Genomic DNA, 16,423 nt, shown 5'->3' on the forward strand with positions numbered 1-16,423 from the left:
ATTGCTCGGCTTTCCTTGTCGACAAGGTGCGTCATGCCGCTGGCGACCTCGCGAAGCGGTTCAATTGCCACGGCTCGGCCGTGCAGAAGCACAACCCATACATGAAGGCCCTGGGGATCCGATGATTCGATTCGACCTGACCGGTCAGGTCGCGGTGGTGACGGGCGGTTCGTCCGGCATCGGGCTCGCGACGGCGGAACTCTTTCTGCAGGCGGGCGCCTCGGTCGCGATCTGCGGCCGCGACGCCGCGCGTCTCGAACGCGCTGAGCGGGGCCTGCGCGATGGCTTTCCCGCGGCGCAATTGCTGGTCGCGCGCTGCGACGTGCTCGACGCGATCGACGTGAGCGCCTTCGCGAGCGCGGTGCAGGCGCGCTTCGGCCGCACCGACATGCTTGTGAACAACGCGGGCCAGGGCCGCATCTCGACGTTCGCCGACACCAGCGACGAAGCCTGGCGCGACGAACTGGAACTGAAGTACTTCAGCATCATCCGGCCCACGCGCGCATTCCTGCCGATGTTGCGCGCGGCGGCGAGCGGCAACGCATCGATCGTCTGCGTGAATTCGCTGCTCGCGCTGCAGCCGGAGTTGCACATGATTGCGACGTCGTCGGCGCGCGCCGGCGTGCTGAGCCTCATCAAGTCGCTCGCGAGCGAACTCGCGCCGGAGCGGATTCGTGTGAACTCGATCCTGATCGGCATCGTCGAGTCGGGCCAGTGGCGCCGCCGCCATGAAGCGGACGAACAGGCGCAGGCCGCCGGCCAGAGCTGGGACGACTGGGCGCGCGAGCTCGCACGCAAGAAGAACATTCCGCTTGGCCGCTTCGGTCGCCCCGAAGAAGCGGCCCAGGCGCTCTTTTATCTGGCGACGGCGCTGTCGTCCTACACGACGGGCAGTCATATCGATGTATCTGGAGGCGTTGCGCGACATGTCTGAAACCACTACCGTCGGCGAGCTGATTGCCGCCTTTCTCGAACAATGTGGCGTCAAGACCGCGTTCGGCGTGATCTCGATCCATAACATGCCGATCCTCGATGCGATCGGCCGGCGCGGCAAGATCCGCTACGTCGGCGCACGCGGCGAAGCGGGCGCCGTCAACATGGCGGACGGGCTCGCGCGCGTTTCCGGCGCCCTCGGCATGGCCTTCACGAGCACCGGCACGGCAGCGGGCAATGCGGCCGGCGCGATGGTCGAAGCGTTGACCGCGGGCACGGCGCTGTTGCATATCACCGGCCAGATCGAAAGCGATTATCTCGATCAGGACCTCGCCTATATCCACGAGGCTCCGGACCAGCTCACGATGCTCAAGTCGATCTCGAAGGCCGCATTTCGCGTGCGTTCGGTCGACACGGCGCTGCCGACCATCCGCGAAGCCGTGCGCGTTGCGCGCACCGCGCCAAGCGGCCCAGTGAGCGTAGAGATTCCCATCGACATTCAGGCCGCACGGGTCGAGTGGCCCGCCGACCTCGCCGCGCCGCACCTCACTACGCTCACGCACGACGACGCGCGCGTGCAGGAACTCGCGAACGCGCTCGCCAAGGCGAGGCGTCCGCTGTTGTGGCTCGGCGGCGGCGCGCGTCACGCGCGCGCGGCAGTCGAGCGTCTCGTGGCGCTGGGCTTCGGCGTGGTGACGAGCGTGCAGGGCCGTGGCGTGCTGCCCGAAGATCATTCGGCCACGCTCGGTGCGTTCAATGTCAGCGAGCCGGTCGAGCGCTTCTACAGGACTTGCGACGCAATGCTCGTGGTGGGCTCGCGCCTGCGCGGCAACGAAACGCTCAAGTACATGCTCGCCTTGCCCCAACCGCTTTATCGCGTGGATGCCGACGCGCTGGCCGACAACCGCGGCTACTGCAACGCGCTGTTCGTTCACGGCGACGCCGTCGCGGTACTCGATGCGCTCGCAACGAAGCTCGAAGGCCGCATGAAAGTCGATCCGCAGTTCGCCGTCGACCTCGCCGCCACGCACGAAACGGCCGTGGCCGAAACGGCGAAGGGGCTCGGGCCTTACCGCCGTCTCGTCGACGCACTGCAGCGTGTCGTGGGCCGCGATTACAACTGGGTTCGCGACGTGACGATCTCGAACAGCACGTGGGGCAACCGCATGCTGAAGATCTTCACGCCGCGCGCGGGCGTGCATGCGCTTGGCGGCGGCATTGGCCAAGGCATGCAGATGGCGATTGGCGCGGCGCTGGCGGGTTCGGCACCGAAGACGGTGTGCCTTGTCGGCGACGGCGGCCTGATGGTCAACGTGGGCGAACTGGCAACGGCCGTGCAGGAAAAAGCGAACGTCATGATCGTTTTGATGAATGACCAATGCTATGGCGTGATCCGCAACATTCAGGACGCGCAGTACGGCGGCCGCCGCATGTATGTCGATCTGCATCAGCCGGAGTTCGCGCAGTTCTGCGCGAGCCTCGGGCTCAAGCACTTGCGCGTCTCTACGCTCGATGACGCCGAGGCCCTGATTCGCGAAGGCTTCGAATGCGAAGGTCCGGTGCTGCTCGAAGTGGACATGAAAACCGTGGGCAGCTTCGAGACCGCATTCGCCGGCCCGCCGGTGCGCAAGGAAGATGCGGAGGAGTCGCAACATGCATGACGCCCGCTGGGAAGCATCGCGGCACGCGCCTGTCCACGTCGCGATGATCGGCTTTGGCGCGATCGGGCAGACAGTCTATCGGGCCGTGGCCTCCGATCCGCTCGTGCATGTCTCGCACGTGATCGTGCCTGCGCAGTATGCGGCCGCGGTTCGCGGCATTGTCGATGCGTCGGTGGAAGTCGTGTCGTCCGTGCATGTGCTTTCTGCGAAACCGCAGTTCGCGCTCGAATGCGCGGGTCACGGCGCGCTCGAGGATCACGTGGTACCGCTACTGAAGTCGGGCACCGACTGTGCGATGGCGTCGATCGGCGCGCTCTCCGACGTTGACCTGCTGGAGCGGCTCTCGCTTGCCGCCGACGAAGGCCGCGCCACGCTCACGCTGCTGCCGGGCGCGATTGGCGGAATCGACGCGCTTTCGGCGGCGCGGTTGGGCGGGCTCGACGAGGTGCTGTACACGAGCCGCAAGCCGCCGCTCGGCTGGCTCGACACACCGGCCGAAGCCGTATGCGACCTGCGCACGCTCACGAGCGAACACATTGTTTTCGAAGGCAGTGCGCGTGAGGCGGCGCGCCTCTTTCCGAAGAATGCCAACGTGGCGGCGACGATCGCGCTCGCGGGCCTCGGCCTGGACGAAACGCGTGTGCGCCTTATCGCCGATCCGGCGGTGCAGCGCAACGTGCATCGCATCGTCGCGCGCGGCGCGTTTGGCGAGATGTCGCTCGAAATGTGCGGCCGTCCGCTGCCCGACAACCCGAAAACCTCGGCGTTGACCGCGTACAGCGCGATTCGCGCACTGCGCAACCGCGCGGTACGCTGCGTGATCTGAACGAGGCGCAGTAATGCGGGGCCGTGCCGCTGCAATGGCACGTGCGAAAAGACAGATTCCGGGACCTGTGAAATGACTTCATTCGATACGAGCCACGTGCACGACCTGGTGCCCAACGGCGACATCCTGATCGGCGGCGAGTGGCGGCGCGGGCGCGCCGCGCCTTATGTGAGCCTCTATCCGGCCGACCAGTCGCTCAACCTGGAGGTGTCGACAGCGAGCGCCGAAGACGCAGCCGAAGCCGTGGTCACGGCCGACGCCGCCTGGCGCCGCGCCGACTGGGCCGGGCTCAAGCCGCATCAGCGTGCGCTCGTGCTCTACCGCATTGCCGATCTCATTACGCGGCGCCACGAAGCGCTTGCGAACCTGCAGCGGCGCGACAACGGCAAGCCGATTGGCGAGACTCGCGCGCTGGTGGCGAGCGCGGCGAGCACGTTCCGCTATTACGCGGGCTGCCTCGAAACGCTCGACGAAGAACTGACGCCCTCGCGCGGCGACTATCTGACGATGAGCGTGTACGAGCCGATCGGCGTGATCGCGGCCATCACGCCCTGGAATTCGCCCATTGCCTCCGACGCGCAGAAGCTCGCCCCCGCGCTCGCGGGCGGCAACTCGGTGGTGCTCAAGCCCGCCGAGCCGACGCCGCTCGCTTCGCTCGCCCTCGCACGCATCTGCGAGGAAGCCGGCGTGCCCAAGGGCGTGCTGAGCGTGCTACCGGGCAAGGGCTCGGTGATCGGCGACGTACTCGTGCGCCACCCGCTGGTGAAGAAAGTGTCGTTCACGGGCGGCACGGAAGTTGGCCGTGGCATTGCGCGCATTGCGGCGGAGAAACTCATCCCGGTCTCGCTCGAACTGGGCGGCAAGTCGCCGACCATCGTGTTCGAAGACGCGGATCTCGATCACGCCGTGAACGGCGTGCTATACGGCATCTTCAGTTCGTCGGGCGAAGCGTGCATTGCGGGCTCGCGCCTGTTCGTGCAGCGGCCCATCTACGCCACGTTCATGAAGCGACTCGCAGAGGGCGCGCGCAAGCTGCGCGTAGGCGACCCCTCGCGGCCCGAGACGCAGATGGGGCCGCTCATCACGGCGCAGCACCGTGAGTCGGTGGAGCGCTACGTGGCGCTCGGCCTCGAAGAGGGCGGCCGCTTGCTGTGCGGTGGCGAACGCCCGGTTGGTGACGGACGCGAGAGGGGCTTCTTCTTCCAGCCGACGATCATCGAAGGACTCGAAAACAGCGCGCGCATCTGCCAGGAAGAAATTTTCGGACCGGTGCTCGTGGCGCTGGCGTTCGACGACGAAGCCTCGCTCGTCGAGCAGGCCAACGACAGCGTGTTCGGTCTCGCCGCCGGCATCTGGACGCGCGACTACAAGCGCGCCTGGCGCACCGCGCGTGCGCTCGAAGCGGGCACCGTGTGGATCAACACCTACAAGCTGTTTTCGATCGCCACACCGTTCTCGGGCCGGAAGGAGAGCGGCATGGGCCGCGAGAAGGGCCGACTCGGCATTCGCGAATACATGCAGCAAAAGAGCCTTTACTGGGGCTTGAACGACGCACCGCTGCCCTGGGCAAATGCCTGAACCGACAGGAGCCACGAACATGACGATCCTCGGCATCGAACAGATTACTTACGGCGTGACGGACCTCGAAACCTGCCGGCGCTTTTTCGTCGATTGGGGCTTGAAGGACGTTGCGCATGACGAAACACGTGCGCGTTTCGAAACGCTGAACGGCTGCACGGTGCTCGCCGTCGACGCGAACGACCCGTCGCTGCCGAAGGCGTTCGAAGCCGGTCCGACGCTGCGCGAGGTCACGTGGGGCGTGGCGCGGCGCGAGGAGCTCGCGGCGCTGCGCGAGCTCCTCGCCTGCCAGCCCGGCTTTTACACAACCGATGACGCGGTGGGCTGCTTCGACCCGGCGGGCATGGCGGTTCGCGTCGAAGTCACGCGTCGCCGTGAACTCGACGTCGAAGGTTCGCCGTCGAACGTGTGGGGGCAGGCGCTGCGCGTCGATACGCCTTCGCCCGTGTACGAGCGTGCGGAGCCCGTCGAAGTGGGCCACGTCGTGTTCTTCACGAACTGCCTCGCCGAACAGGAAGCGTTCTATCACGAACTGCTTGGTTTCGAGACCTCCGACCGCTATCCGAAGCGTGGCGCGTTCATGCGCTGCGCGCCGCACGGCGGCCATCATGACCTGTTCCTGCTCGCGCTGCCCGACGGCAAGAAGGGGCTGAACCACGTGGCCTTTACCGTGCGCGACATTCACGAAGTGTTCGGCGGCGGCCTGCACCTCAGCCGTTGCGGTTGGACCACGCAGCTCGGCCCGGGCCGGCATCCGGTGTCGTCGGCGTACTTCTGGTACTTCATGAACCCGGCGGGCGGCCTCATCGAGTATTACGCCGACGAAGACGTGCTCACACCCGCGTGGCAGCCGCGCGATTTCGAGCCGGGCCCCACTGTGTTCGCGGAATGGGCCGTGGACGGTGGTCTCGACGGCAATACGCGCCGCCAGAAGAGCGCCGATTCACCGCACGGAGCGTTCATGACGCAGCGTAAGCAATGAGCGGCTCACTCGACGAGGGCGCCTTCGAAGCGTCGCGTACAGTCGTCGAGACGCTGCGCAAGGAGGGCTTTGCAGGGCGCCTCGTGATGGTCGCCGGCGCAGCGGATTTGCCCGACGAGCGGCCGCCGCTTCCGAGAGCGGTGCTGGCGGGCGATGTCGATACGCTCGACATCCAGACGTGGCAGCCCGATTGCGCGACCTCGATCGACCGCACGGCGCGTGGAGTAGAGCCCCGTTCTGGGCGCGAGGTGGAGGACGACCGGCTCGTCATCGCGACGGTCAACCCGCGCGTGTTCGCGTGCGGCGGCGTGCCAGAGGCCGTGCGGGGCGCGGAGGTGGCACATGCCGGGATTCCGTGGTTCTGCTCCGGCCAGTACGACGTGAACGCGCTGATTCCCGGTGACCTCCCGGCGGACGCGCAGCTTGCCATACGCGTCAACCTCGCTGGAAGCGCGCTGCGCTCTGCTTCGTCAGGCACGGCACCCTGCCCGGCGATATCGCCATCGATGCGCCGCGCGACCTGAAGCTTGGGCGCAAGTGGATGAGTCGAGGCCGCCCGGTCGATCTCTCGATCTCGACCTACACCAGCAAGGCGCTCGCATGGCGCACACACATGTGGAAGGATGAGACGCATGGGAAGCATCGATGAATTTGTGGGACAGAGCAACCGACTCGCCGTGGACGAACCGCATACGCGCGGCTCGATCATTGCCCGGCTGGAACGCTTGCCGGCCAACGCAATGCAGGTGCGTGCGCGCCTCCTCGTCGGCCTTGCAACGTTTTTTGATGGCTTCGACGTGATCGCGATTGCCGCGACGCTGCCGATTCTCATCCAGAAGTGGCACCTGAGCCCATGGGAAATCGCGTGTTTGATCGCCTCGGGATCGGTCGGGCAATTGTTCGGCGCATTCCTGTTTCCATGGGTGGCCGAGCGGCATGGCCGCGTGCGTGCGATCGCGTGGAGTTCCGGCATCATCGGCGTGACGAGCATTGCCTGCGGCTTTGCGCCTACGTTTGCCGCATTTGCAGCGCTGCGCGTGATCCAGGGCTTCGGGCTCGGCGGCGAGTTGCCCGTGGCGGCAACGTATATCAATGAGATCAGTCGTGCTCATGGCCGTGGACGGTTCGTTTTACTTTTCGAAATTGTGTTCCCGATCGGGCTGCTCGCGTCAAATGCGCTGGGTGCGTGGATCGTGCCGCGCTTCGGCTGGCAGGCGATGTACTTCATCGGCGGACTGCCGCTCGTGCTGTTCTTCGTACTGCGCCGTCTCGTGCCCGAGTCGCCGCGTTGGCTGGCCGAGCGACGTCGCCTGAATGATGCAGACATGGCCGTGACCGCTTTCGAGCGCACCGTCAAGGGCGCACTTGCGGCTCCTGCGCAGGCCGAGGCGTTCGAAGCACTCGTCAGCCGTCACCCCAGGCGTCGCGTGAAGGACCTGTTTGGCCCGGCGTACCGCAGGCGCACGCTCGCCGTTGCGATGCTGTGGATGACCTGCGGTTTCATCCAGTACGGACTTTCGACCTGGCTGCCCACGATCTATCGCACGGTCTATCACGCGCCGTTGCAGCTTGCGCTCAATCTCGCGGTGGCAGCGTCGATACTCGGCGTGCTGGGGTCGCTGATCTGTGCGCTGCTCGTCGACAAGGTGGGACGCAAGCCGATCATCAACGTTTCGTTCGTCTTGTGCGCGCTATCACTGGTGATGGCGGGCGTGTGCCACGCCATGTCGGTGTTCGTGGTCGCGGCGTTCTGTGCGCTGGCGCTGGGTTTGCTGGCGTGCGGGTTCATCACCGCGTACGTCTATACGCCGGAGCTGTATCCCACGAGTATTCGCGCGCTCGGCTGTGGTGTGGGCGGTGCGTGGCTGAAGGTGGCGGCGATCTTCGCGCCGGCCATCGTTTCGAAAACCATGGTTGGCGGCAATCTCGATGTTGCATTTTATGTTCTCGCGGCCGTGCCGTTCCTTGCGGCTATCGCGGTGCATTGTCTCGGCATCGAGACCAAGGGGAAGGTGCTGGAGCAGTTGGAAGCGTGATGAACCCGATGCTCTCGGCCATGCCGATGGCGCTCGTCGCGACGAGCGCCCGTTCGGGGTGAGGTTTTTCATTGGGAAACCGAAATCTCCACAGGTGCATGAGTCTCTCCAATGTTTCGTCAAGCGAGAAAATGCCATGTATGGATGATGCGGCGGCCATATGACTGTCGCATTCAGTGAAACCATGCATGACAGTGTTTCAGGGAAAGCAAATCCCTTCTGCTGGTTACTCGCTGCAAGACGCATTGCGAGACGATCGGCAACCTAATCGGGTGTGCATGCCATTGCCGAACATTTGGTCCGGCCCAAGAATTTCACTCATCGCGTTCGGCGGCAGTGAGCCTTCGGCCGACAATGTTTCCGGGAGAGATGACATGCAATTCACACTGAACGGACGCCCCTTCGAGTTTGACGGCGATCCAGAAACGCCGCTGCTCTGGGTGATTCGTGAGGCCGCCGGCCTGACCGGCACCAAGTACGGTTGCGGCATCGGCGCGTGCGGGGCGTGCACGGTGCATCTGGAAGGCGAGGCGACGCGCTCGTGCGTGCTCCCGGTATCAGTGGTCGCGGGGCGCCGCATCACCACCATAGAAGGGCTTTCGCCCGGCGTGACGCATCCCGTGCAGGCCGCATGGATCAAGCAGGACGTGCCGCAATGCGGCTATTGCCAGTCGGGCATGGTGATGGCCGTTGCGTCGCTGCTCACCCAGTATCCGCACCCCACCGACGCGCAGATCGACCAGGGCGTGACGAACCTGTGCCGCTGTGCGACCTATCACCGTATTCGCGAGGCCATTCATGTCGCAGCGAATTCGTGAGTGCGATCAGGGCGCGTGCAGCGAAGGCCGACGCGCTTTCCTGAGGGTAGGCTTTGCCGTGGCAGGCAGTCTCGTGCTGCCGCTCGCATGGAGCACCCACGCCGAAGCTGCCGGCGAAACCTCGCGCTTTCACGAGATCAACGACTGGGTGCGTATCGACGCCGATGGCCGAACGATAATCGGTCTGTCCCAGGCGGAAGTCGGGCAAGGCGTCTACACGGGACTGCCGCAAGTGCTCGTCGACGAGATGGATGCCGACTGGAGCCAGGTGAGCGTGGCGTTCGTGACGGGGCGCGACGCTTACCGTATTTCGGCAGCGAATGAAATGCCGCAGCAGTTCGTCGGCGCCTCGATGTCGATGACGATGTTCTACACGCGCTTGCGTGTGGCCGGCGCGCAGGTGCGTGAGGCGTTCCTGAAGGCCGGCGCGCATCGGCTCGGCGTGCGGCCCACGCAGTGCACGACGAAGAGCGGCCGAGTAATCCAGCTGCAAACGGGCCGCGCGGTCGCCTACGGCGAATTGCTCGATGACGTAGCGAAGCTGCCGCTCGATGCGGAGCCGCGTTTGAAGCCGGAATCGATGCACACGCTCATCGGCGCGTCGCTGCACAAACTCGACGTGCCCGCGAAAGTGAGCGGGCGTGCAGGGTTCGGTGTCGACGTGGTCGTCCCAGGCATGCTCAACGGGGCCGTGAAAATGGCGCCGACGCTCAACGGCAGGCCTGTTGCCGTGCGCAATCGCGATACGGTGCGCGCGATGCCGGGCGTGGTCGAGGTGGTGCAGGCGAAGGATGCCGTGATCGTGGTCGCGCAGTCGTACTGGCAGGCGAAGAAGGGCTGCGACGCGGTCGACGTGCAATGGGACGACGGCGGCACGGCACCCTTCGACAGTGCGACGATACTCGCGCAGCGCAAGGCCGCGCTAAACGCCACCGGGGCGCCGGTCGCCACGCGAATCGGCGACGCGGCGGCGTATCTCGATGCGCCGCAGGCGCGCGTGGTCGAAGCGGACTATCACACGCCCTATGTCGTGCACGCGACGCTGGAGCCCGTGAATGCCACCGTGCACGTGCGCGAGCACGACATCGAGGTATGGGGGCCGATTCAGGGGCAGGACAAGGTGCGCTGGACGCTCGCCGCCATCTTCAGCGTGCGTGCGGAAAAGGTGATCGTGAACACGACTTTCCTTGGGGGCAGCTTCGGGCGCAAGTACCTGCCGGACTTCGTGATTCACGCGGCCGTGGCGTCGAAGGCCGTGGGCAAACCCGTTAAGGTTATCCGCTCGCGCGAAGACGACATTCGCCACGGCTTTTATCGCCCAGGCGTCTCGGCGCGTATGCGCGCGGCGCTTGGTCCCGACGGTTATCCGCAAGCCATGCGCGTGCGCGTGGTGGGGCAGTCGCTCTATTGGTCGATCAAGCGCGACTACTTCGAAAAGATGGGCGGTTGGGACGAAACCATGCTCGATGGCCTGTACGACCTCGGCTACGCGGTGCCGAACCTGCTCGTTGATTCGGTCAACGTTACCCAGCCGATTCCCGTGAGCTTCATGCGCAGCGTGGGCAGTACGTCGAGCGTGTTCTTCCTCGAAAGCTTCGTCAACGAACTCGCGCACGCGGCGCGGATCGACCCGCTCGTGTACCGGCGGACGATGCTGCAACACGACCCGCTTGCCGTGCGCGTGCTCGACCAGACCGCCGCGAAGGCCGGCTGGTCTGGCAAGCCGGCGGCGGGGGTGCATCGTGGCGTTGCCTATTGCCTTTACACCGGGCGCGGCGGCGCGTTCACGACCTATGTCGCCACGATCGTGGAACTGCGCATGGTGGAGGGCCGCGCGAAACTCGAGCGGGTGGTGTGCGGCATCGACTGCGGGCGCGCCGTCAATCCCATGCTGATTCGCGAGACGGTCGAGGGCGGCATTGGCTTCGCGCTGACGAACACGTTCAAGAGCGAGATCACGTTCAAGGGCGGCGCTGTGGAGCAGGACAACTTTTCCAACTACCCGCTCCTGTATCTCGCTGAGATGCCGACGATCGAGGTGGTGATCGTGGCAAGCGACCGGCCGCCGCAAGGCTGCGGTGAAGTAGCCTTGCCGCCGGTCGCGCCGGCCGTTGCCGACGCGCTGTTTCAGGCGACAGGCAAGCACCTGCGCACAATGCCGCTCGAACAGCCACTTGGCTGACGCAAGGGAACCCTTCCGTTCAACCTTTGACGAGGTGTTTTACATGATCCGTATCCGTAGCTTGATCGTGCCGTTGGTAGCGGTGCTGAGCGCAACCGGCGCGCGCGCCGAAGCCGCGATCGACGTTGCGCGCGCCCAGCAGATCGCAACCCAGCATGCCTGCTTCGGTTGTCACGCCGTCGACAGGAAACTCGTTGGTCCCGCATACCGCGACGTGGCCGCCCGCTACAAGGGCAATGCCGGCGCACTCGCGACACTCGTGACTCACGTGCAGAACGGCAGCTCGGGCAGTTGGGGCGCCGTGCCCATGCCGCCGAACCCGATCAGCACCGCAGACGCTCAAACCGTCGTGCAGTGGATTCTTGCAGGCAGCAGGACGAATTGATCGAAGGCGGGCCGGGGGGCGACCCGACCTGTGGGGCGCGGATCGCCGGCAGCGGATGCCTCTACTTGGTCGAAGCAGGTGGGACATTGCATCGATAATTGTCACGACTTAGTTGGAGTGGGTATTGAAGAAGCTATGGGCGGTAGCCGCACTGACCGGTACGGCGAGTCTGGCCTGCGGCCAAAGTAGTGTGACACTTTACGGTATCGTCGATACCGGCATCGAGTACTACGACAACGTGCCAAAAGGCGGCTCGTTCGTCGGCATGCCGTCGCTTACCGGCGAGATGCCGTCGCGCTTCGGGCTGCGCGGCGTCGAGGATCTAGGCGGTGGCTTCAAGACGTTTTTCGTCCTGGAAAACGGCTTCGCAACGGACAGCGGTGCGCTGAACTACGGCGGCCGGCTCTTCGGGCGCCAAGCCAATGTGGGCCTGAGCGGCGACTACGGCTCGTTCACACTCGGCCGCCAGATGAACATGTCGATGTACGCGCTGCTCAACGCAGATGTTATCGGTCCCTCGATTCATTCGATGGCGAGCTTCGATGGCTATCTGCCAAACGCGCGCAGCGACAGCGCTATCGGCTATCTCGGGGAGTTTCATGGCGTGACGGCAGGCGGCACTTATAGCTTCGGCCGCGACGCGGCAGGACCTGCCGGGCCTTCCGCGACGAACTGCGCGGGCCAGATTCCGGGCGACGCGGTGGCCTGCCGCCAGTACACGGCGATGCTCGCCTACGATGGCACGTGGGGCGGGGTGGCTGCGTCGTACGACGTGATGAACGGCGGCCCGGGCGCTGCGGCACCGCTCGTGAGCCCGGACTACAAAGACACGCGAGTCATCGTCGACGCATATGTGAAGTACAGCCGCGGCAAGGCGGGCGGCGGGTGGATCCGGCGCAATACCTCGGCAGAGAGGCATGCACAATCCGATATCTTCTTCCTCGGGACGACCTGGTTCTTCACGCCCGCGCTCTGGTGCGACGGCCAGGCGCTGCGCTACATCTTGCGCGACGATTCGAATTCGACGATGCTGGTCGGGCGCGTGAATTACGCCCTCTCGAAGCGCACCACCGCTTATTCGTCGGTGAGTTATATGTTCAACAGCCCGCTTGCGGCGAACGCGATCGCGGCTGGGGGCGCGGTACAGACGGGCGCGAACCAGTTCGGCGCGATGGTAGGCATCGAGCGGCGCTTCTAGCCCCGGATCGGAGAAGGCGATGGCAACCGACTTGCTGAGCGATATTCTCGCGGACCTGTGCGCCGACGCCGTGGTCACAGGGTACTTCTCGCTCACCGCGCCGTTTGCGCTCAGCAAGCCGGCTGTCGACGGCGCCATGTTCAGAACGGCCTTCGGCAGCCCGTTCTACGTCATCGTCGCAGGGATGGAGCCCGTGCTCGTCGAACCTGGTGACTTCCTGCTGCTGCCGCATGGGCACGAGCACGTGCTCGCGTCGTCGCCCGAGGTCAGGCCCGTGCCATTCGACGACCTGATGGCGAGCCAGGGCATACGCCCCAGCTTCGACACGCCGCTGCGCTTCAGCGCGGGCGGCGGCGGCTCGGTGAGCGAACTATATACGGGTATTGTGGTATATCGCGAGGCCATGCGCTGTCCGCTTTTCTCGGTGTTGCCGCCGCTCATTCACGTGCGCGCGAACGATCCTGCCATGGTCCCTTGGCTCGCGAGCACACTTTCTTCCTTCATCCGCGAATCGATGTCCTGCCAGCCGGGTTGGGCGGTGGCGGCGGCGCGGCTCGCCGACGTGCTGTTCGTGCAATTGCTGCGCGCGCATTTGGGTTCGGCGGTCAGCCATACCGGCTGGTTGCGCGGCATCATGGACCCGCAGATTGGCAAAGCCATCGCGTTGCTGCACCGGAATCCGGAGCGTGACTGGACTGTCGAGTCGCTGGCGGCTGCGGCGGGCATGTCGCGCTCGCGCTTCAGCGCGCGTTTCGTCGAACTCGCCGGCGAAACGCCGATCGGTCATCTCACGTCGTATCGCATGTATCTCGCGAGTGATGCGCTCAGGCACACCCGGCAGAGGCTGATCGAGATCGCGGAGAGAGTGGGCTATGCCTCGGAAAAGGCCTTTATCCGTGCGTTCCGGCGCTGGTCCGGCATGGCGCCGAAACAATATGCGCGCAGCGAGGCGCGATCACTGCGACATGGACCGTAGTTAGGCGGCGCCGCAAGCCGGACTGACGCTCGAACTCCACGCCTCGTGGCGGGAGCAAACGTCTGGGGGCAAGGGCTGCGACGCGACGTCGCAAGGCTCGGTGCGAACGCCGTGTCCAGTTGCGCACCCGGTACGCACCCACTTGAAAACAAGTCGCGAGGCGTTTGAATGACGCCCCAAAATTCCTGTATAAGCGCCGCTGCCTGATAGTTATACGCGCTGCCGGCGCAGCGTTCCCGCACCATCGATTATTGCCGCCAGGACAACATCCTGTAGGCCTTCGCGACGCTACTGGCGCGCGCTTCTCCTCACTACACTCTGTCGCACAGTTGATCGAAACGCGAGCCGGATCAGGCCCGTGACATTCGTCGCCTCGTGCGGCATATCCCCGTGATGAAAGGAGTCTCGAACATGAGCCAGATTACCCGCAACGTGCAGCCCGTTACCGCGAGCCTCGGCAGGAAGAATGCAGGCGAACTCGTGCCGTCCCGCTATGCGGTGCGTATCGGTGACGTCGATGTCGTGCTGATCAGCGATGGCGTGCTGCCGCTGCCGACCTCGACGATGTCCACCAACGTGAGCGAGGCGGACCGCAACGCATGGTTCGATAGCCGCTTCCTGCAGCGCGACAGGTTCGACTGGGCGTTGAACATCGCGCTCGTGCGCAGCGGCGAGCATCTGATCCTGATCGATTCGGGCGTGGGCGACGGCTTCGAATACTTTTCGCGCGCGGGTCAGTCGGTGATGCGTCTCGAATCGGCGGGCATCGACCTGAAGGCGATCACCGATATCGTGATCACGCACATGCACATGGATCATGTCGGCGGGCTGAACAACGACGGCGTGAAGGCCAAGCTGCGTCCTGACGTGCGCATTCACGTGGCGGCGGCGGAAGTGGCGTTCTGGAAAGATCCTGACTTCAGCAGGACGGTCATGCCGGAATCGGTACCGCCCGCGCTGCGCCGAGCGGCTGCAACTTTCGTGAAGCTGTACAGCGAAAACATCGTGCTCTTCGACCGGATCGTGGACGTCGCAGCGGGTGTGTCGGCACGCGTGACGGGTGGGCACACGCCGGGGCATTGCGTGGTGGATGTCGCGTCGAACGGCGAGAAGCTGACCTTCGTCGGCGACGCGATCTTCGAAGTCAACTTCGATCATCCCGCCTGGCAAAACGGCTTCGAGCATGATCCCGAGAAAGCCGCGGACGTGCGTATCGCGTTGCTCGATGAAGCCGCCGAATCCGGCGCCTTGCTGGCCGCGGCGCATGTCGCGTTCCCTTCCATCGGACACGTTGCGAAGAACGGTGAAGGCTTTCGCTTCGTGCCGGTGCTGTGGGATTATTGAGCGACGCTGCACGCGCGTTCACGTGCATCACTGATTTTTGATCGAGGTTGACAAGCAAAAATTCAGCGTTTTAGACTTGAGTCACCCTCGCGGCCCGACAATGATGTCCGCCCGAGGACCCGGCACAGAAGCCCCTTGACGAACCACTGGTTCGTCAAGGGGCTTTTTTTTGTCCGAAATATTCCGCTGTTCTAGCGCCCACTTCTGGAGAACCCGCATGTTGCTGAAGCCGTCGGGCTGGATGCGTCTCGCCCTTACCGCAGGACTCGCACTGACCTCGCTCGCATCGAGCGCCGCCGATCCCGTGAAGATCGGCTTGCTGGAGGACGCTTCAGGAAACTTCGCGTTGGCCACCATTCCGAAGATCCACGCTACCCAACTTGCGGTCGAGGAGATCAACGCGAAGGGCGGCATACTCGGACGTCCGGTGACGCTGATCGCCTACGACACGCAGTCGGACAACACCAAGTTCCAGGAACTCGCCCGGCGTCTCGTGCAGACCGACAAGCCCGATGTGATCTTCGGCGCGTTCTCCAGCGCATCGCGCGAGGCCATCCGTCCGATCATGGACCGCGCACATCAGCTCTACTGGTACGACAACCAGTACGAAGGCGGTGTGTGCGACACGAACACCTTCGTGACCGGCGCGGTGCCCGAGCAGCAGTTCTCCACGCTCATTCCATGGATGATGCAGAAGTACGGCAAGAAGGTGTACACCATCGCCGCCGACTACAACTTCGGGCAGATCTCGGCGGAATGGGTGCGCAACATCGTGAAGGAGAACGGCGGCACGATGGTCGGCGAGGAATTCATCCCGCTGTCCGTGTCGCAGTTCGGCCAGACCATCCAGAACATCCAGAAGGCCAAGCCGGACTTCGTGGTCACGCTGCTGGTCGGCGCGAACCAGGCGTCGTATTACGAGCAGCAGGCATCGGCGCATCTGAACCTGCCGATGGCCAGTTCGGTCAATGTCGGCCAGGCCTACGAGCACAAGCGTTTCAAACCGCCGGCACTGAAGGACATGTATGTGACGGCGAACTATGTCGAGGAAGTCGATTCACCGGCAAGCAATGACTTCAAGAAACGCTTCCACGCCAAGTTCCCGAACGAGCCGTACATCAACCAGGAAGCGGCCAACGCCTACGACGCCATCTATCTCTACAAGGCTGCCGTCGAAAAGGCCAAGACGACGAACCAGGATGCGGTGCGCCATGCGCTCGAGAGCGGCGACATCTGCACGACAGGCGCGCAGGGCAAGGTCTGCATCGACCCGAAGAGCCATCACGCGAGCCATACCATCTATCTGGTGCACGTGAAGGAAGACCATAGCGTCGAGATTCCGAAGGTATGGGACGACGTGCAGCCGTACTGGCTCGGCAAGGTCGGCTGCGATCTGCCGAACAAGCCGGATCATCGCCAGTACACGCCGTCGAACCTGCCCAAGAAGTCCTGATCCGAAGCCGGCGCGCGCTGCCAGGCGCCGCGCGCGCGTCTTCCTGAACGT

At 64.5% G+C, this 16,423-nt stretch carries 14 protein-coding genes; all 14 read left to right on the top strand.

The features are described from left to right. Positions 1 to 121: 121 nt before the first annotated feature. The 14 genes from QCE69_RS17615 (at position 122) to QCE69_RS17680 (ending at position 16,372) form a co-directional block, all read left to right on the top strand. A complete protein-coding gene (locus QCE69_RS17615) occupies positions 122 to 934 on the top strand; it encodes an SDR family oxidoreductase (protein ID WP_309922868.1) in 813 nt (270 codons plus the stop codon). Continuing rightward, complete coding sequence (locus QCE69_RS17620) at positions 927 to 2,594, top strand: thiamine pyrophosphate-binding protein (protein WP_309920902.1); 1,668 nt, start codon at positions 927 to 929, stop codon at positions 2,592 to 2,594. The genes QCE69_RS17615 and QCE69_RS17620 overlap by 8 nt, the downstream gene beginning before the upstream one ends. Further along, positions 2,587 to 3,420, top strand: a complete 834-nt coding sequence (locus QCE69_RS17625; protein ID WP_309932096.1) for an aspartate dehydrogenase — start codon at positions 2,587 to 2,589, stop codon at positions 3,418 to 3,420. The genes QCE69_RS17620 and QCE69_RS17625 overlap by 8 nt, the downstream gene beginning before the upstream one ends. Before the next feature lie 72 nt (positions 3,421 to 3,492). Further along, a complete protein-coding gene (locus QCE69_RS17630) occupies positions 3,493 to 4,998 on the top strand; it encodes an aldehyde dehydrogenase (RefSeq protein ID WP_309920908.1) in 1,506 nt (501 codons plus the stop codon). A 19-nt stretch (positions 4,999 to 5,017) separates the two neighbouring features. Then, complete coding sequence (locus tag QCE69_RS17635) at positions 5,018 to 5,980, top strand: VOC family protein (RefSeq protein WP_309932097.1); 963 nt, start codon at positions 5,018 to 5,020, stop codon at positions 5,978 to 5,980. After that, positions 5,977 to 6,504: a hypothetical protein gene (locus QCE69_RS17640; RefSeq protein ID WP_409017870.1), complete on the top strand. Its 528-nt coding sequence runs from the start codon at positions 5,977 to 5,979 to the stop codon at positions 6,502 to 6,504. The genes QCE69_RS17635 and QCE69_RS17640 overlap by 4 nt, the downstream gene beginning before the upstream one ends. A 108-nt stretch (positions 6,505 to 6,612) precedes the next feature. After that, positions 6,613 to 8,016: an MFS transporter gene (locus QCE69_RS17645; protein WP_309920913.1), complete on the top strand. Its 1,404-nt coding sequence runs from the start codon at positions 6,613 to 6,615 to the stop codon at positions 8,014 to 8,016. A gap of 374 nt (positions 8,017 to 8,390) precedes the next feature. Further along, entirely contained in the window at positions 8,391 to 8,834 is a 444-nt protein-coding gene (locus QCE69_RS17650; RefSeq protein ID WP_309920916.1) for a 2Fe-2S iron-sulfur cluster-binding protein, read from the top strand. Continuing rightward, positions 8,815 to 11,016 (top strand): molybdopterin cofactor-binding domain-containing protein, encoded by a 2,202-nt coding sequence (locus QCE69_RS17655; protein ID WP_309932098.1) that lies wholly within the window; start codon positions 8,815 to 8,817, stop codon positions 11,014 to 11,016. The genes QCE69_RS17650 and QCE69_RS17655 overlap by 20 nt, the downstream gene beginning before the upstream one ends. Before the next feature lie 43 nt (positions 11,017 to 11,059). Then, positions 11,060 to 11,401, top strand: a complete 342-nt coding sequence (locus QCE69_RS17660; protein ID WP_309922870.1) for a c-type cytochrome — start codon at positions 11,060 to 11,062, stop codon at positions 11,399 to 11,401. Positions 11,402 to 11,525: 124 nt separating this feature from the next. Continuing rightward, positions 11,526 to 12,599 (top strand): porin, encoded by a 1,074-nt coding sequence (locus QCE69_RS17665; protein WP_309932099.1) that lies wholly within the window; start codon positions 11,526 to 11,528, stop codon positions 12,597 to 12,599. 19 nt (positions 12,600 to 12,618) lie between these two features. Beyond that, positions 12,619 to 13,575, top strand: a complete 957-nt coding sequence (locus tag QCE69_RS17670; protein WP_309920925.1) for an AraC family transcriptional regulator — start codon at positions 12,619 to 12,621, stop codon at positions 13,573 to 13,575. A gap of 411 nt (positions 13,576 to 13,986) precedes the next feature. After that, positions 13,987 to 14,919, top strand: a complete 933-nt coding sequence (locus QCE69_RS17675; protein WP_309932100.1) for an MBL fold metallo-hydrolase — start codon at positions 13,987 to 13,989, stop codon at positions 14,917 to 14,919. Positions 14,920 to 15,136: 217 nt separating this feature from the next. Next, complete coding sequence (locus QCE69_RS17680; RefSeq protein WP_309834307.1) at positions 15,137 to 16,372, top strand: urea ABC transporter substrate-binding protein; 1,236 nt, start codon at positions 15,137 to 15,139, stop codon at positions 16,370 to 16,372. Positions 16,373 to 16,423 lie beyond the last annotated feature (51 nt).

The organism is Caballeronia sp. LZ032 (assembly GCF_031451315.1).
In the GTDB taxonomy this organism is placed as follows: Bacteria; Pseudomonadota; Gammaproteobacteria; order Burkholderiales; family Burkholderiaceae; genus Caballeronia.